This is a genomic window from Verrucosispora sp. NA02020, assembly GCF_013364215.1.
Lineage (GTDB): Bacteria > Actinomycetota > Actinomycetes > Mycobacteriales > Micromonosporaceae > Micromonospora.
This window is the reverse complement of the sequence record NZ_CP054923.1, coordinates 463911-480564: the sequence shown is the minus strand read 5'-3', so window position 1 is coordinate 480564 and position 16654 is coordinate 463911. Positions and strand designations below refer to the sequence as shown.

The following is a 16654-nucleotide window of genomic DNA, read 5'->3' as shown; positions in this document are numbered from 1 at the left end:
CATCCCGGACCGGTCACCTCTGCCTGGTCGAGCCCTTTCGAGCTGATCGCAGAAATGGATCGGATGTACCACGAATCGACGACTCTCTCCCGGTACGCGCGGCCGGGGCGGATGACCTCCGCCGGGGCGTACGCCGGACTCCTCGACGCGGTGCCGGCGGACCCGGCGGGGATCGCCCGGACCCTTCAGGGACTGGTGATCCACGAGCACATCGCCGGGGCGTACGGAGTCACCCTGTCCGACGCCGACCGGAGCAGCGTGCACGTGCGGCCCGCCGAGGAACTGCTCGCCGGCATCGTCGGCCGGGACGACCGGCCGCCGGACGTCCCACGGCAGCCCGAGCAGCGGTTGGCGGGTAACTGCCGGCACTACACCGTCCTGTTGGTCACCGTCCTGCGGGCCCGTGGTGTGCCGGCCCGCGCCCGCTGCGGCTTCGGCGACTACCTGAACGCCGGGCGGCACGAGGACCACTGGGTCGGTGAGTACTGGGACGCGGAGCAACACCGATGGATCATGGTCGACGCCCAGCTCGACGACCTCCAGCGGGAGATGTTCGGCATCGACTTCGACACCACCGACGTTCCTCGTGACCGGTTCCTGGTCGCCGGTGATGCCTGGACGCGGTGCCGTGCCGGCCGAGCCGACCCGGACACCTTCGGTCTCAGCGTGACCGACGAGGCCGGCTGGTGGTGGATCGCCGGCAACCTGATGCGGGACGCCGCTGCGCTGGGCACGGTGGAACTGCTGCCCTGGGACAGCTGGGGTGCGATGCCCGAGCCGGACGAGACGATCGACGAGGAGCGGATGACGCTCTTCGACGAGCTGGCCCGACTGACCCTCGATCCCGACAGGCACGCGGACGAGTTGCGGCGACTCTGCGCGGATGAGCGGCTACGCGTCCCGCCCACCGTCCGCAACGACCTGCTCCACCGCGACGAACCGGTCTGACCCCTCCCGCACGGCCAGGGCCGGCCGGTGGCCGATTCGGCCCACGGGGCGATGGACGGCAGGTCAGCGATTGCGGGCCAGCGCCACGAACGCGCGCCAGGCGGCCGGGCCGAAGATCAGCACCTCGCCGTCCCGGTCCTTGCTGTCGCGTACGGCGACCACGCCGGGGAGGTTGTCGGCCACCTCGACGCAATCACCACCGTTGGTGCGGCTCCGGGTGCTGGTGCGCCACCGGGCACCGGTCAGCTCCGCCACCTCCGTCAACAACTCGATCGACTGCCGGGGCGGCAGCGCCTCACCCTGGATCGCCTCCCAGGACGCCCGGATCGCCAGCACGTCCTCGGTGTCGTCGATGACCTGACCCTTGAGTTGGTCATCCAGGTAGGCGACGTCCTCCCCACCGGGAAGGGTAGCCAGCACGAGAGCCCCGGCGACACCTGGATACGGGCCGACCGAGGCGGGCACCACGTGCAGCCGCACCCGGGGCTGTTCGGTGGCCAGCTTGACCAGCCGGCGCAACTGCTCCCGCATCACCAGCGGGCCGCCGACCGGGCGACGCAGCACGTGTTCGTCCAGCACCGCGACGAGCTGCGGCGGACGCTCGCCGGTCAGCACCGCCTGCCGCTCCAGCCGGGCCGACGCCCGCTGCTCCACCTCCGCCTCGTCGTAGAGCCCGACGCTGCGGAACAACGCGCGGGCGTACGCCGAGGTCTGCAACAGTCCCGGCACCGACGCGTCGACGTTTGAGATCTTGGACAGTTGCCGTTCGTAGATAACGGAAATTGTCCAAGATCTCCTCGGCGGAGGCAGAGCACGGACGGGAAATCTCACAGGTGCTGGGGCGGCGGGCGTCGGGGACGGCAGGATTGGCGCATGTCGGACGCGTACGTCGTCGGTGACCCGGACGGGTTGTCGCCGCTGCTCACCAGTCTCCGCGACGCGATCGCCCGGGAACTGCACGCGCAGCTGGAGATGCGTGCCGAGCGCATCGACCTGGCCGACGTGCCGGAGATCGCCTACCAGATCACGCTGCGCGTCGACGAGACCCTGAGCCGCCTCGGCAGGGACTGGTGACAACGGCGCCGACCAGGGCCGGCGGCCGGTTCACTCGCCGGAGTAGAGCCGGGCGGCATCAACCAGGACCACGTCCGGTCGGCTGACGGCTAGCTGCCGCAGCTCGTCGGTGAACCCCGCAGCGCTGGCGAGCAACAACCGCGTGTGATCCAGATCGAGACCGGGCCGCCCCCGCAGCAGCTCACGTGCCCGGACCAGCCGTTCGAAATCTGGGCGGCCCAGCGTACGACCCCACTTGGCCTCCCCCAGGGCCAGCAATGGTCGTGGGCCGTCACCTGCCGGCAGTTCCCCGAGCGCCACCAGGTCGAGTTCCTGACTCGTCCGGCTCGCCGGGTCCGTCAGCACCGCCGCCTGCACTTCGGCGGCGATGCCACCCAGCGTTTCGGGGGCGACGAAACGCAGCGTCCACTGCCGGACCATTTCCTCGAAGCCGGGGCCCAGCACCGCGCTCGCGTATCGCTGCTGGGATCGGCGCCAGACGTCCGCGCCACGGCGCTGCTCCAGAGCGGTCCATGCCGGACGCATCAGAGCCTGGTAGAAGGTGATCAACGGCTCGGCGATCCGGTACCGGCTACGCCCGCTACGCAGCGGGTCAGGCTCCCGCACGAGCAGCCCGGCGTCTTCCAGGACCGTCAACGGATGCTGCAAGTCGGTGGCTTTGCGCCCGGTGAAACCGGCGATGCCGCCCCGGGTGGCGCTGCCCTCGGCGACCGCAGCCAACACTGAATGGTAGAGCGCGGTGTCGCGCAGATCCGGTTCCTCGGCGAGCAGGTAGCGCGCCTCGCGGAAGAGTGGCCGGGCCGGATTCAGCACGGCGCGCACCACCCAGTCGTCGAAGTCGTCAGGCCCCTCCGGCGCGTCGTCCTGGACGTACTCCCGCCGGTAGGCCGGCGTGCCGCCCACGATGGCGAACACCTGGACGGCGAGTCGCGGGTCACCGATACCCCAGAACTCCGCTGCGGCGCGGTAGTCCAGCGGCGCGATCGGCAGTTCGAGCCCAGCCCGGCCCCGCAGCGGTGCGGAGCCGGCCAACAGACCGCCCATGAAGGAGAGCGCCGATCCGCACAGGAGAAGGCGGGTACGTGAGCCGGTGCGCTCAGGTCGGCCAGGGGTGAGTGCGTGCTGGATGATCGACGGAAGATCCCGGCTGGCCCTGGCCAGGTAGGGGAACTCATCGATCACCACGGTGACGGCACGCTCCTTGCCCAAGGCGAGCAGGGCGTCAACGGCATGCTGCCAGTCCGACAGTTGCACCGGGCCCGGGCTGCCGGCGTACCGGCCGAGAGCGTCACCGAGTCGCCGAAGGGACTCGGCCTGCGTCGCCTCGGTCGCCCCGAAGTAGAACCCGCGGGTGGCCTTTGCCAACTCGTACAGAAGCAGGGTCTTGCCCTGGCGGCGGCGCCCGCTGACGACTCCGAGCGTTGCACCTGGGCGAACGTCGGTCGCGAAACGGGTCAGCTCGGCCCATTCCGCGTCGCGGTCGAAGATCTCGACAGGCTTCGACAGCCTCATGCCGGACCACCAAAATGCAGAACTACAGTTATAAGAAGTGTAGTTCTACATCCTGGGTTCTGTCCTCACAGACCGCCGTAGGAGTGCAGGCCCTCGAAGAAGATGTTCACGCCGAAGAGGTTCATCAGCACCGTCAGGAAGCCCAGGATGGCCAGCCAGGCGGCCACGTTGCGCTTCACGCTCGGCGTCGCGCGGGCGTGCAGGTAACCGGCGTAGATCACCCAGGAGATGAACGACCAGGTCTCCTTCGGGTCCCAGCCCCACGGCCGACCCCAGGCCGCCTCGGCCCAGATCGCACCGGCGATCACCGCGAAGGTGAAGAGCGGGAACGCGAAGGCGTGCAGGACGAAGGTGAGGCGTTCCAGGCTGGCCGCCGCCGGCAGCTTCTTCGCCAGCGTGTACGGGAAGCTGCGCTTGCCGCGTTCGTAGCCGGCCCGCATCAGATACGTGGCGGCCGGCACCGAGCCCAGCAGGAACAGTCCCGAGGCGAAGACGACGGTCGACACGTGCACGACGAACCAGTACGAGTTGAGCGCCGGCACCAGCGGCACGATCGGGGTGTAGAGCACCAGCTCGGCGGTGGCCACCAGCAGCACCATGACCAGGGTCAGGAACAGCCCGAGGCGGCGCAGCGACGGCACCTTCCAGAGCACCACCAGCCAGGCGGCCACCCCGATGAACGAGACCGTGAGCACGAACTCGTACATGTTGCCCCAGGGCATCCGCTCGGCGGCGATACCACGCGTGACCAGGCCGACCAGGTGCAGGGCCGCGCCCACGCCGGTCAGGGCCACCGCGATCCAGCCGGCGAGTGCGGCCCGCTTCGCAGTGCGTTCGGCGGGCGTCACCGTACCGCCGCCGGTCCCGGCCACGCCGTCGGCGCCGACCGTACCCGTCAGGCTGCCGGCCCCCGCCGCGTTCGCCGACCCGGCACCGCCGCCGACCGCCGCGCCGACCAGTTCGCGGGACGGGGGCGCCGTCACCTTGACCCGCGAGTTGCCGAGGGCGTACTCGACCGCGTGGCTGATCATCGCCAGCAGGTACACCAGGGTGGCGATCGACACCACCTGGTCGGAGAGTGCGGACATCACTCGGCTCCTTCTCGCGCCCCGGCCCGCTCGTCCGGGTCGATGGCCTCGCCGGTCCGCCGGTCGTCGCCGATCGCGGCGACCAGTTGGCTGAACTCGGCGGCGAACCCCGGATGTTCGGTCCGGGGCAGGCCAGCCACCTCGACCAAGCTACTACCGCCCGTCGGAGATCCACCGTCGGGGGGTGCGGCACCAGGAAGCCCGGCCACGGAGGGCTCGGAGCCGCTGGGTCCGGAGCCGGCGGGCAGCACCCGGACGAAGATCCGGCGTCGCCGGACGAAGAGCGAGCCCATCAGCCCAAGCACCAGCCCGACGGAGCTGACCAGCAGCAGCATCGTGCCCGGATCGTGCCGCACGGAGAGCACGATGTAGCGCTCGGTGCCCACGAACTCGACCGTGGTGCCGTCGTCCAGCGTCCAGCTCTCGCCCTTGCGCAGGTCCTTGGAGCCGACCTCGGTGAGCCGGCCGTTGCGGATCTGCCGCTGGTCGAGCTGGTAGACCGAGCCGGGGATGCCGCCGTCGAGGCCCAGGTTGCCCCGGTACGCGATCAGCCCGAGCAGCGGATTCTGCTCCGTCGGGTACTCGGACCGGGTGAACGGGGGCTCCTGCGGTGCGGTCGGGAGGTACAGGCCGGAGAAGGCCATCTGGAGGTCCGCATTCCGCTCGCCGGTCGCCGGGTCGACGTTGGCGTCCGGGAAGGCCGCCAGGCCCTCGCTGGTCAGACCCATGTCGCCGGTAGTGAGGAACGGCACCGTACTGGTCTGGGTGTTGCCGAACCGGTCGGTGTAGCGGATCAGCGGCACGTAGCCGTGGCCGAGCAGATAGACGTTCGCGCCGTCGAGGCGCAGCGGCGAGTTGACCGAGAACTCGGCCGCCCGGGGTGCGCCGCCGTCCTCGTCCACGGTGACCTTGGCGTTGAAGTGCGAGGGCTGGCCGCTCGGCAGGAACTCGGCCTCGAACTCGTCGAGCTGCATGCAGAACCGAGGCAGGTCGTCGCCGACGCGCGGGCCGAGCTTCGCCTCGGCGTACTGCTGGCGGGTGTTGCAGAAGACGCCGTCCGGGCCGGAGACGAGCAGCCGGTTGCCGTGCCAGCCGTACCAGGAACCGAGCGCGACACCGACCAGCAGCAGCACCATCGCGCTGTGGAAGATCAGGTTGCCGGTCTCCTTGAGGTAGCCCTTCTCGGCGGAGATCTCGTCGCCGCGTACCGCGACCCGCCACCGGCGGCGGCGCAGGGTCTCGGCGACCGCGGCCGCGCCACCGGCGGGCGCCGGCACCACCGCGTGCTGGGGCAACCGCTCCAACCGCTTCGGTACGGCCGGCGGCCTGGCCCGCATCGCCCGGACGTGATCGCGCAGCCGGGGCGTGATGCACCCGATCAGCGAGGTGAACAGCAGCAGATAGATCGCGGAGAACCAGACCGAGCTGAACGCCTCGAACGCGCCGATCCGATCCAGCACCGGCGCGAGTTGCGGGTTCGCGGTGTAGAAGTCCCGGACGTCCTCCGGGTTGACGCCACGCTGCGGCAGCACCGAACCCGGGATCGCGGCGATCGCGAGCAGGAAGAGCAACACCAGCGCGGTACGCATGCTGGTCAGCTGCCGCCACGAGTTGCGCAGCAGCGCGAGCAGCGCGTGGGGGCGGCGCCGGGGTGACTGGGCTGGCGTGGCGGGCCGGTCGTCCACCGCGGTCATCAGATGCTCACCTCGAAATCGCCCACCCCGACGGTGGTCTGCAACCAGATCACGACGTTGGTCCAACCGCCGGTGAGCAGGGCCAGCCCGATCAGGATCAGCAGTACGCCGCCGATCCGGGTGACCCAGCGGCTGTGCCGCCGGATCGTGCGGAAGACCCCGAGCAGTCGGTTGAAGCCGAGCCCGAAGACGATGAACGGGATGCCCAGCCCGAGGCAGTACGCCACCGCGAGGATGACCGCGCGGTCGGTCTGCCCGCTGGTGGTGGCCATGCCGAGCACCGCAGCCAGCGTCGGGCCGGTGCAGGGAACCCAGCTCAGGGCGAACACGGCACCGAGGACGGGTGCGCCGAGCAGGCCGGCGTTGGGCAGACGGTTGATCCGGAACTCGCGTTGGAAGCCGGGCAGCGCCCCGAGGTAGCCCAGCCCGAGCACCACGATCAACGCGCCGACGACGATCTCCAGCGCCCGCTCGTAGTCGAAGAAGACCCGGCCGATGCTGCTGAACAGGATCGCGGTGGCGGTGAACACCACGGTGAAACCGGCGATGAAGAGCAGCGTCCCGGCGAGTACGCGCCCCTTGACCGCCGGGCTGACCCGGGTGCGCTCCCGCAGCGCCGTCCCCCCGCCGGAGGTGTTAGGAGGGGACCCCTCCTCTACACCAGGCGTTAGTAGGGGGCCCTTCCTTTCATCTCGGCCCTCGAGGTCGGCGCCGGCCAAGCCGGTCACGTACGACAGGTAGCCCGGCATCAGGGGCAGGACGCACGGGGAGAGGAAGCTGACCAGTCCCGCCAGCGCCGCCGCGCCGATCGCCAGTAGCAGTGGCCCCGAGACGGCGAGTTGACCGAAGGTCTCGCCCATCAGCGCGGGCCGGACGCCGCGGTCGACTCTGCGGCGATCCGCTCGACGATGGGTTGCAGGCCCTCCTGGCGTACCGCCGCCCGGATCACGGTCGCGATCCGGCCCTCCCGGTCCAGGACTACGGTGGCGGGAATCGTGTTCGGCGGGATGTCCAGGTCGAGGGCGAGGCGGCTGCCCGGGTCGAAGATGCTCGGGTAGCTGATCCCGAAGCCCTCCTCGAAGGCGATCGCCTTGTCCCGGCTGTCCTGCACGTTGATGCCGAGGAAGGTCACCCCGGAGTCCTTGGTCGCCTGGTAGGTGTTCTCCAGGTCGTCGGCCTCGGCCCGGCACGGCGCGCACCAGGAGCCCCAGAAGTTGACCACGACGACCTGGCCCCGCTGCTGCGTCACGTCGTAGGAACCGCCGTCGAGCAGGTCACCGGCGAGGCGCGGCGCGTCGGACCGTTGGTCCGGGGCGCATTCCACGATGCCGCCCGTGTTGTCGCAGGCCGCCTCCCGGCCACCGCCGGTGCAGCCGCTCAGCACCGTCGTCGCGGTGACAGCGGCGAGCAGACCAACGGCCCACCTGCGGGTACGCATCTCAGGCCCCCTTGGCCGTCCGCGCGGTCGGCGAGATCGCCACCAGGTGCGCGGCCGGCTCGGAGTAGCCGATCCCGACGATCTTGGCGCCGTCGAAGTGGAACGTGGTCAGCGAGGCCAGACCGCACTGCCGACGGCGCGGGTCGTGCCAGAGCCGCTTGCGCTCGACGTGCCGACGCAGCGTCCAGATCGGGAGCTGGTGCGAGACCAGGACGGCCTCCCGCCCCTCGGCGGCGACCCGGGCCGCGTGCAGCGCGGCGAACATCCGCTCGGCGATCACCCGGTACGCCTCACCCCAGGAGGGGGTCACCGGGTCCCGCAGCACCCACCAGTTACGCGGGTCACGGAAGGAGCCGTCGCCGGGCGAGACCTTCTTGCCCTCGAACCAGTTGGCGCTCTCGATGAGCCGTTCGTCGACCCCGACGGGGAGCCCGAACTGCGCGGCGATCGGTTCGGCGGTCTGTTGGGCGCGCTCCAGAGGGCTGGCGACCACGTGCACGACCTCGCGTTCGGCGAGCCCCTGCGCGGCGGCCTTGGCCATCTGGACACCGAGCTCACTGAGGCGGAACCCGGGCAGCCGGCCGTAGAGGATGCCGTCCGGGTTGTACACCTCTCCGTGCCGTAGCACGTGGACCACCGTCTTGCTCATTGGTCTACACCCCTGTCGTCGCTGCCGCCGCGTTGGCCGCCACCGGCAGGGCGGCGGCGATCTGTTCCAGGGCGGCGTCGTCGATCGCCGCCGACACGAACCAGGATTCGAACGCGCTCGGCGGCAGGTAGACCCCGGCCGCGAGCATCGCGTGGAAGAACGCCTTGAACGCGGGCACCTGCTGGGTGCGGGCGCTGTCGTAGTCGACCACGTCGGCGTCCGTGAAGAAGATCGAGAACATGTTGCCCGCGTACGACAGCCGGTGCGGGACCCCGGCGGCGGCCAACGCGTCGCCGGCGAGCTTGCCCACCACGGCGGCGGTGTCGTCCAGCCGGCGGTACAGCGCCTCGTCGGCGAGCCGCAGCGTGGTCAGGCCGGCGGCGCAGGCCAGCGGGTTACCGGAGAGGGTGCCGGCCTGGTAGACCGGACCGGCCGGAGCCAGTCGCGACATGATCTCCGTGCGCCCGCCGAACGCCGCCGCGGGCAGCCCACCACCCATGACCTTGCCGTACGTCCACAGGTCCGCGTCGACCGGATCGAGGCCGTGCCAGCCGGAGCGGGAGACCCGGAACCCGGTCATCACCTCGTCGATGATGAGCAGCGCGCCGTGCGCGTGCGCGATCCCCGCCAACTGGCCGTTGAAGTCGTCCCGGGGCGCCACCACGCCCATGTTGCCCGGCGCCGCCTCGGTGATCACGGCGGCGATGTGCTCGCCCTCGGCGGCGAACGCCTCCTGCACCGCGGCGAGGTCGTTGTACGGCAGCACGATGGTCTCGCTGGCCGCCGCGCCGGTGACGCCGGGCGAGTCGGGCAGGCCGAGGGTGGCCACGCCGGAGCCGGCGGCGGCCAGCAGCGCGTCCACGTGCCCGTGGTAGCAGCCGGCGAACTTGATGATCTTCGAGCGCCCGGTGTAGCCCCGGGCCAGCCGGATCGCCGACATGGTCGCCTCGGTGCCCGAGTTGACCAGCCGGACCTGCTCGACCGGGGTGCGTGCGACGATCTCGGCGGCCAGGTCGACCTCGCCCGGGGTGGGCGTGCCGAAGCTGGTGCCCTGCGCGGCGGCGGCCTGCACGGCCGCCACCACCTCGGGATGGGCGTGGCCGAGGATCAGCGGGCCCCAGGAGCAGACCAGGTCGACGTAGCGTCGCCCGTCCGCGTCGTGGAGCCATGGTCCCTCGCCACGGACCATGAAGCGTGGGGTGCCGCCGACCGCTCGGAAGGCACGCACGGGGGAGTTCACCCCGCCCGGCACGATGGCGCGGGCGCGGTCGAACAGGGCCTCTGAGGCCGGCGCGTCGACCGGATAGCGGTCGGTTCCGGCGGGAAACACCTCGGTCACGATGCCGCCATTGTGTCAGCGCCCGACGGCGGATCGGCAGGCACCCCAGTTCAGGGTTATCCGGCTCACCTGCGGCACGCTGGGCGGAGGCGGTTCGCCTCGACGGGCCGGGTGCCCGAGATCGCGCTAGGCTGACCCGGTGGATCGTGCCGAACTGTCCATCACCGTACACCGGACTGGTGACGAAGCAGTGCTTCGCCTGGCCGGTGAGATCGACATGCTCACGGCCGCCCAGCTGTCGACCGTCGTCAACGAAGTGCTCACCGAACCCCCGCCCCGGATCGTGCTCGATCTCGGCGGGGTCACCTTCTGCGACTCGCAGGGGTTGGGGACGCTCGTGGTCCTCAGCCGCAAGGCCAGCCACGCGCAGAGCCTGCTCCTGCTGACCAACGTGGGCGAGTTCCTGATACGCGTACTCGACATCACGGGCCTGCGCAGTGCCCTGATGATCCGTAACGACGCCCCTACCAGCTAAGACACCGCTCACCCCGGTCCCGATCACGGGCCGCCGGGTCGATCGTGACGCTGTCGTGGACCACCGGGCGGCAGTCCACGGCGACGTCACGACCGGGCGGTGTCAGGAGGTGGTGCCCCAGCGGGCCTGCTCCAGCAGGGCCACCGCCTGCGAGACGGCGTCAGGGTCCTTGTCGGCGGTCCGCAGCAGGGTGCTCGCCTCGTCGACCGCGTCGGTCAGCAGTCGCCACTGGGCGTCGCGCTCCCGCACCATCTCGGACTGCGCGGCCAACTGCCGGGTCTTCGTCCACAGCTCCACGAAGACCGAGACCTTGGCCCGCAGCACCCAGGGGTCGAAGGGCTTGGTCAGGTAGTCCACCGCGCCGACGGCGTAGCCGCGCAGCGCCAGTTGGGCGTCGCGGTCGGCGGCGGTCAGGAAGATGATCGGTACGTGCCGGGTCCGTTCCCGCCGCTTGATGTGACTCGCCGTCTCGAAGCCGTCCATGTCCGGCATCTGGGCGTCCAGCAGGATCACCGCGAAGTCGTCCACCAACAACTGCTTCAGCGCCGCCTCGCCGCTCTCCACCGCGACCGTCTGCACCGGCAGACCCTGGAGGATCGCCTCCAGGGCCATCAGGTTCTCCCTGCGGTCATCGACCAGCAGCGCCTTCGCCACCTGCGTCACGAGCCCTCCTCGGTGCGGCTGCCACTGATGGAGCTGGTCATGAGTTCGATCAGCTCGTCCAGGTCGACCGGCTTGGTGATGTAGTCGCTGGCCCCGGCCGCGATCGCCGACTCCCGGTCACCGGGCATCGCCTTGGCGGTCAGGAAGACGATCGGCAGGTCCACGAAGCGGTGGTTCCGGCGGATCTGCCGGGTCGTCTCGTACCCGTCCTGGTCGGGCATCATCGCGTCCATCAGGACGATGTCCACCTCCGGGTGCTCCGCCAGCAGGCGTACCCCGTCGGTGCCGTTGTCGGCGTACAGGACGGTCATGCCGTGCAGTTCGAGCGCGCTGGTCAGGGCGAAGACGTTGCGGACGTCGTCGTCGACGATCAGCACGGTGGCACCGTCGAGCTGACGGGTCTTCGGTGCCTCCGGCCGCTGCGGCAGCAGCTCCACCGGCGGCATCAGCAGCGACGACGGCAGACCTGCCCGCTGTGGCGACGGCGGCGACGGCGCCACCACCGCGTCCGGCGCCAGCACGTCGGGCAGGTACAGCGTGAACGTCGAGCCCTGGCCCGGCGCCGAGGTGACGGTGATCGTGCCGCCGATCAGGCGGGCCAGGTCCCGGCTGATCGACAGCCCCAGACCGGTGCCGCCGTAGCGACGGCTGGTGGTGCCGTCCGCCTGCTGGAACGCCTCGAAGATGAGCGACAGCTTGTCGTCGGAGATGCCGATGCCGGTGTCGATCACCGTGAACGCGAGCACCTGCCGGGCGTTGGTCAGTGCCGGAACGTCGAACACCGCGTGCTCCGGGGCACGCGCGATGCGCAGCGTCACCGCGCCGTTGTCGGTGAACTTGACCGCGTTCGAGAGCAGGTTGCGCAGGATCTGCTGGAGCCGCTGGGCGTCGGTGACCACCGCTGCCGGCAGGTCCTTGCCGACGCGTACCTGGAAGTCCAGGCCCTTCTCGTCGGCCTGCGGCGCGAACGCCTGCTCCACGTAGTTGCGGATCTCCGCGAACTGGATCTCGGTCGGCTCGACGTCCATCCGGCCCGCCTCGATCTTGGACAGGTCGAGAATGTCGTCGATCAACGAGAGCAGGTCGGACCCGGCGCCGTGGATGGTCCGGGCGAACTCGATCTGCTTCGGGCTGAGGTTCTGCTCCGAGTTCTCGGCGAGCAGCCGGGCCAGCAGCAGCAGCGAGTTCAGCGGCGTCCGCAGCTCGTGGCTCATGTTCGCCAGGAACTCCGACTTGTACGCCGAGGCCCGGGTGAGCTGCTGCGCCTTCTCCTCCAGGCCGAGCCGGGCCAGTTCGATCTCCCGGTTCTTGGTCTCGATGTTGCCCTTCTGCTCGGAGAGCAGCGTCGCCTTCTCCTCCAGCTCGGCGTTGGTGCGCTGCAACTCCGCCGACTGCTCCTGCAACTCGTGGGCCAGCCGCTGCGACTGGGCCAGCAACTCCTCGGTTCGCCGGTTCGCCTGGATGGTGTTGACCGCGATGCCGATGGTGGCGACCAGCCGCTCCAGGAACGCCAGGTGCAGTTCGGAGAAGGGGGTGACGGTGGCGAACTCGATCACGCCGAGCAGTTCGCCCTCGAAGAGGACGGGCAGCACGACCAGGTCGGCCGGCGGGGTGTCGGCGAGCCCGGAGCGGAGCGTGATGCGGCCGTCCGGCACCGCGCCGACCCGGATCGTGCGCCGCGAGATCGCCGCCTGACCGACGAGTCCCTCACCGGGCCCGAAGGTGACGTCGTGTCCCCGCGAGACGTAGCCGTACGAGGCGGTCAACCGCAGCCGCATCACCCCTTCGGAGTTGTCCGCCAGGAAGAACGCGCCGAGCTGCGCGTCGACCAGCGGGGTCACCTCCTGCATGATCATCCGGCAGACCTCACCGAGGTCGCGCTGGCCCTGCAACAGACCACCGATGCGGGCCAGGTTGGAGTCGAGCCAGCCCTGCTCCGCGTTCTTGTGGGTGGTCTCCCGCAGGGTGACGATCATCTGGTTGATGTTGTCCTTGAGCTCGGCGACCTCGCCCTGCGCCTCGACGGTGATCCGCTGGGTCAGGTCACCTCGGGTCACCGAGGTGGAGACCCGGGCGATGGCACGGAGCTGGGTGGTCAGGGTCGAGGCGAGCTGGTTGACGTTCTCGGTCAGGTCCCGCCAGGTGCCCGAGACGCCCTTGACCTGCGCCTGACCACCGAGCTTGCCCTCGCTGCCGACCTCGCGGGCCACCCGCGTGACCTCGTCGGCGAAGGACGAGAGCTGGTCCACCATCGTGTTGACCGTCGACTTCAACTCCAGGATCTCGCCCCGGGCATCCACCGTGATCTTCTGCGACAGGTCACCCCGGGCCACCGCCGTGGACACCTGGGAGATGTTCCGCACCTGGCTGGTCAGGTTGCCGGCGAGCTGGTTGACGTTCTCGGTCAGGTCCCGCCAGGTGCCGGAGACACCGCGCACCTGGGCCTGACCGCCGAGCTTGCCCTCGGTGCCCACCTCGCGGGCCACCCGGGTCACCTCGTCGGCGAACGACGACAACTGGTCCACCATCGTGTTCACGGTGTCCTTGAGTTCCAGGATCTCGCCCTGGGCGGCCACCGTGATCTTCTGCGACAGGTCACCCCGGGCCACCGCCGTGGAGACCTGGGCGATGTTGCGGACCTGGGCGGTCAGGTTCGACGCCATCGAGTTGACGCTGTCGGTCAGGTCCTTCCAGGTGCCGGCCACCCCGGGCACCTCCGCCTGACCGCCGAGTTTGCCCTCGGTGCCCACCTCGCGGGCCACCCGGGTCACCTGCTCGGCGAAGAGACGCAGCGTGTCGGTCAGAGAGTTCATGGTGTCGGCCAGCGCCGCCACCTCGCCGCGCGCGCTGACCGTGATCTTCTGCGACAGGTCGCCCTTCGCCACCGCCGTCGCGACCTGGGAGATCGACCGCACCTGGCCGGTCAGGTTCGAGGCCATGGTGTTCACCGAGTCGGTGAGGTCCTTCCAGGTGCCGGCCACCCCGCGGACGTCGGCCTGACCGCCGAGCTTGCCCTCGGTGCCCACCTCCCGGGCCACCCGGGTCACCTCGTTGGAGAAGGACGAGAGCTGGTCGACCATGGTGTTGACCGTGCGGCCGATGCGCAGGTACTCGCCGCGCAGCGGGCGACCGTCGATCTCCAGCGCCATGTGCTGGGAGAGGTCGCCGTCGGCGACGGCCACGATGACCCGGGCGATCTCGGTGGTGGGCCGACCCAGGTCGTCGATCAACGAGTTGACCGCGCGCTGCCCCTCCGCCCAGGAGCCGTCCAGCCCCTCCTCGTCCAGGCGTTCGGTCAGCCGACCGTCGCGACCCACGACGCGGCTGATCCGGCGCAGGTCCAGATGCTGCCGCTCCTGGAGCGACACCACGTCGTTGAAGGCGTCGGCCACCTCACCGGCCGCGCCCGAACGCCGGGGCAGCCTGACCTTCAGATCGCCTCCGCGGACCCGCCGCAGCGCCTCGGCCAGCTCGGTGAGGACCGCCTCGTGGTCGGCGGCGGAGGTGTCCGCGATCGCCGACTGTTTCGCCGTGGTCATCATTCCTCGCACTCGCATCGGGGTACACCGGCTCGCGCCGGCCACCCCATCATTGTCCCCGTGACCTCGAAACCGCCACGGCGCACCGCCGTCCGTATTCCGGACCCGACCCGTGATCGGCTTGGCACGGGCCGGGTGCCGGGGCAGGATACGAGAGTGTCAGCGGCGGTGGGGCCAACGACGGACGGGGGCCCGGAGGAGCACGTCCGGCGGGTCCGGCTGCCCGCCGATCGGCGTACGCCGGCCGCCGCGCGAGCCGTCGTCCGGTCCGTACTTGCCGAGGCGAACCTGGACGAACTTCTCAACGAGGCGCTCCTGCTCACCACGGAGCTCTCCACCAACGCGGTCGAGCACGCCCGCACCGAACTCGACATCGAGGTCAGCGCCGACTCGACCGGGCTGACCGTGACCGTGTCGGACTTCGCCTCCGGGCCGGTCGACGAGCTGACCGTCGGCGTGCGGAACGTGGAGACCGACATCACCGAGGTCGCCGAGCGCGGGCGCGGCCTGCTGCTGGTCGACCACTTCGCGAGCCGTTGGGGCACCACCTACCTGCCCAGCGGCAAGGGCGTGTGGTTCCGGTTGGAGCGCGACGGGCCGCAGCCCGGACGCCCGGACGACTTCGCCCCGCCGATCGGCCGTTCGGACGGCGGCCACTCCTCGGTGCCGAGCGCCGGGGCGATGAGCGCCCTGATGCAGCCCACCCCCGACCCGTACGCGGACGATCCGCTGCCGGACTTCGCCACCAGCCTGCTCACCCGGGTGGCGGAGATGGTCGGCGCGGCCGGCGGGGTGGTGCGCCTGGACCGGGGCGACGGGCACGGCCCACAGGTCCTCGCCCGGTACGGCCGACAGCCCCGCCCCGGCAACGACCTGCTCCGGGTGCCGCTGGCGGTGCACCGCCCGTACGCCGGTGAGCTGGAACTCGACGCCGCCCCCACCGCGTACGCCCGGCCGTTGGCCCTGCTGACCGCCGAGCGGCTGTCGCTGCACCTGGAGAACGACCGGCTGCGCCGCGCCGACGTCCGGCGACAGGCCTGGTTGACCTTCCTCGCCGAGGCCAGCGAGCTGCTCGCCCAGTCCCTGGACGTGGAGCTGACGATGGCGCTCGTCCCGCAGCTCGTGGTGCCCCGGCTCGGTCAGTGGTGTGCCGTGCACACCACCGACGAGTGGGGTCGACTCAAGCTGGCCGCGGCCAGTCACGCCGACGAGTCGATGCTGCCGCATCTGCACGCGACGCTGCGCGAGGCGGGACCGGACTCGGTCCAGGCCCGGCTGCGCGAGGCGAGTCGCAACGGCACCCAGACGCCGTTGGGCGCGCCGATGGAGGGCTTCGCCGTGCCGCTGATCGCCCGAGGTCAGCGCCTCGGCACACTGGCCGTCGGCCGGCATCAGCGGCACCGGCACGATCCCGACGAGATCGCGGTGCTGGAGGACGTGGCCCGGCGTGCCGCCCTGGCGATCGAGAACGCCCGCATCCACGCCGAGCGTCGGCGGGTGGCACAGACGTTGCAGCAGTCGCTGCTGCCACCGGTGCTTCCGGTGGTGGAGGGCATCGGCTTCGCCGCCGAGTACGTGCCGACCGGCGACGACGCCGAGGTCGGCGGCGACTTCTACGACGTGGTGCCGATGCCGGACGGCCGTTGGCTGGTGGTGATCGGCGACGTCTCCGGCAAGGGGGTGCAGGCCGCTGCGGTCACCGGGCTGGTCCGGGACGTGATCCGGGTGCTGGCCGGGGACGGCAAGCCGCTGCCCGAGGTGCTGTCCCGGCTCAACGAGACGCTCGTCGAGCGGGGTGCCGGACGGTACTGCACGTTGGCGCTGGCGGCGGTCGGGCAGGGTGAGAACGGGCAACTCGACGTGGGGCTGCACCTGGCCGGCCACGACCGGCCGGTGCTGGTGCGCGCGTCCGGTGGCCCGGCCGCGTTCGTCGGCACCGGCGGCACCGCGCTCGGCCTGCTCGACACGATCACCTCGCCGACCCTGGACATCGCCCTCGATCCCGGCGACTGCCTGGTCTTCTACACCGACGGCGTGACCGAGCGACGCCGGGGCCGGGAACTGTTCGGCACCGGTCGGCTCCGGGACGCCGCCGGGCCGCTCGCCGGCTACTCGGCGGACGTGGTGGCGGCCCGGCTGCGCGCCACCGCGATCAACTTCTCGGTCGAGGCACCCCGGGACGACATCGCCATCCTGGTCCTGCGCAACGACGCGGTCTGACCGACGGAGCTGCGC

The 16654-nt window shown here is 70.8% G+C and carries 14 protein-coding genes; 4 read left to right on the top strand and 10 right to left on the bottom strand.

Annotated features, from left to right (window positions below; genetic code table 11):
* The first annotated feature begins 63 nt into the window (after nt 1-63).
* Entirely contained in the window at nt 64-948 is an 885-nt protein-coding gene (locus HUT12_RS02240) for a transglutaminase-like domain-containing protein (protein ID WP_176092322.1), read from the top strand.
* Between the two features lie 63 nt (nt 949-1011).
* Here the strand turns inward: HUT12_RS02240 and HUT12_RS32540 are convergent, their stop codons facing one another.
* Complete coding sequence (locus HUT12_RS32540) at nt 1012-1779, bottom strand: DUF397 domain-containing protein (protein WP_303393473.1); 768 nt, start codon at nt 1777-1779, stop codon at nt 1012-1014.
* Between the two features lie 42 nt (nt 1780-1821).
* Between HUT12_RS32540 and HUT12_RS02230 the strand changes: the two genes are divergently transcribed.
* Complete coding sequence (locus tag HUT12_RS02230) at nt 1822-2022, top strand: hypothetical protein (protein ID WP_131053182.1); 201 nt, start codon at nt 1822-1824, stop codon at nt 2020-2022.
* 30 nt (nt 2023-2052) lie between these two features.
* On the opposite strand, the gene HUT12_RS02225 is transcribed toward HUT12_RS02230, so the two are convergent.
* The 7 genes from HUT12_RS02225 to hemL form a co-directional block, all read right to left on the bottom strand.
* Nucleotides 2053-3534 (bottom strand): ATP-binding protein, encoded by a 1482-nt coding sequence (locus tag HUT12_RS02225; RefSeq protein WP_217705938.1) that lies wholly within the window; start codon nt 3532-3534, stop codon nt 2053-2055.
* Between the two features lie 65 nt (nt 3535-3599).
* The gene (gene ccsB / locus HUT12_RS02220; RefSeq protein ID WP_176092321.1) at nt 3600-4622 is read right to left on the bottom strand and encodes a c-type cytochrome biogenesis protein CcsB; all 1023 of its coding nucleotides are present in this window, start codon (nt 4620-4622) and stop codon (nt 3600-3602) included.
* A complete protein-coding gene (locus HUT12_RS02215; RefSeq protein ID WP_176092320.1) occupies nt 4622-6316 on the bottom strand; it encodes a cytochrome c biogenesis protein ResB in 1695 nt (564 codons plus the stop codon). The genes ccsB and HUT12_RS02215 overlap by 1 nt, the downstream gene beginning before the upstream one ends.
* Nucleotides 6316-7176, bottom strand: a complete 861-nt coding sequence (locus HUT12_RS02210; RefSeq protein WP_176092319.1) for a cytochrome c biogenesis CcdA family protein — start codon at nt 7174-7176, stop codon at nt 6316-6318. The genes HUT12_RS02215 and HUT12_RS02210 overlap by 1 nt, the downstream gene beginning before the upstream one ends.
* Complete coding sequence (locus tag HUT12_RS02205) at nt 7176-7754, bottom strand: TlpA disulfide reductase family protein (protein WP_131053677.1); 579 nt, start codon at nt 7752-7754, stop codon at nt 7176-7178. Before HUT12_RS02205 ends, HUT12_RS02210 begins: the two co-directional genes overlap by 1 nt.
* A gap of 1 nt (nt 7755) precedes the next feature.
* Nucleotides 7756-8403 carry a histidine phosphatase family protein gene (locus HUT12_RS02200; RefSeq protein ID WP_131053678.1) on the bottom strand — a complete coding sequence of 216 codons (648 nt, stop codon included), beginning with the start codon at nt 8401-8403 and terminating at the stop codon, nt 7756-7758.
* Between the two features lie 4 nt (nt 8404-8407).
* A complete protein-coding gene (gene hemL / locus HUT12_RS02195; RefSeq protein WP_131053679.1) occupies nt 8408-9742 on the bottom strand; it encodes a glutamate-1-semialdehyde 2,1-aminomutase in 1335 nt (444 codons plus the stop codon).
* A 139-nt stretch (nt 9743-9881) separates the two neighbouring features.
* Here hemL and HUT12_RS02190 point away from each other — a divergent pair, with 139 nt between their 5' ends.
* On the top strand, nt 9882-10217 hold the full coding sequence (locus HUT12_RS02190; protein ID WP_131053680.1) for an STAS domain-containing protein: 336 nt from the start codon (nt 9882-9884) through the stop codon (nt 10215-10217).
* 102 nt (nt 10218-10319) lie between these two features.
* On the opposite strand, the gene HUT12_RS02185 is transcribed toward HUT12_RS02190, so the two are convergent.
* Nucleotides 10320-10880: a two-component system response regulator gene (locus HUT12_RS02185; RefSeq protein WP_131053681.1), complete on the bottom strand. Its 561-nt coding sequence runs from the start codon at nt 10878-10880 to the stop codon at nt 10320-10322.
* Nucleotides 10877-14419 carry a HAMP domain-containing protein gene (locus HUT12_RS02180; protein ID WP_176092318.1) on the bottom strand — a complete coding sequence of 1181 codons (3543 nt, stop codon included), beginning with the start codon at nt 14417-14419 and terminating at the stop codon, nt 10877-10879. Before HUT12_RS02180 ends, HUT12_RS02185 begins: the two co-directional genes overlap by 4 nt.
* A gap of 156 nt (nt 14420-14575) precedes the next feature.
* Here HUT12_RS02180 and HUT12_RS02175 point away from each other — a divergent pair, with 156 nt between their 5' ends.
* Nucleotides 14576-16639 carry a SpoIIE family protein phosphatase gene (locus HUT12_RS02175; protein ID WP_131053683.1) on the top strand — a complete coding sequence of 688 codons (2064 nt, stop codon included), beginning with the start codon at nt 14576-14578 and terminating at the stop codon, nt 16637-16639.
* Nucleotides 16640-16654: the final 15 nt, after the last annotated feature.

Coding starts and splice junctions, on each gene's coding strand:
- HUT12_RS02240 (WP_176092322.1), top strand. CDS start 64: ATGTACCACGAATCGACGACTCTCTCCCGGTACGCGCGGCCGGGGCGG.
- HUT12_RS02230 (WP_131053182.1), top strand. CDS start 1,822: ATGTCGGACGCGTACGTCGTCGGTGACCCGGACGGGTTGTCGCCGCTG.
- HUT12_RS02225 (WP_217705938.1), bottom strand. CDS start 3,534: ATGAGGCTGTCGAAGCCTGTCGAGATCTTCGACCGCGACGCGGAATGG.
- ccsB (WP_176092321.1), bottom strand. CDS start 4,622: ATGTCCGCACTCTCCGACCAGGTGGTGTCGATCGCCACCCTGGTGTAC.
- HUT12_RS02215 (WP_176092320.1), bottom strand. CDS start 6,316: ATGACCGCGGTGGACGACCGGCCCGCCACGCCAGCCCAGTCACCCCGG.
- HUT12_RS02210 (WP_176092319.1), bottom strand. CDS start 7,176: ATGGGCGAGACCTTCGGTCAACTCGCCGTCTCGGGGCCACTGCTACTG.
- HUT12_RS02205 (WP_131053677.1), bottom strand. CDS start 7,754: ATGCGTACCCGCAGGTGGGCCGTTGGTCTGCTCGCCGCTGTCACCGCG.
- HUT12_RS02200 (WP_131053678.1), bottom strand. CDS start 8,403: ATGAGCAAGACGGTGGTCCACGTGCTACGGCACGGAGAGGTGTACAAC.
- HUT12_RS02180 (WP_176092318.1), bottom strand. CDS start 14,419: ATGACCACGGCGAAACAGTCGGCGATCGCGGACACCTCCGCCGCCGAC.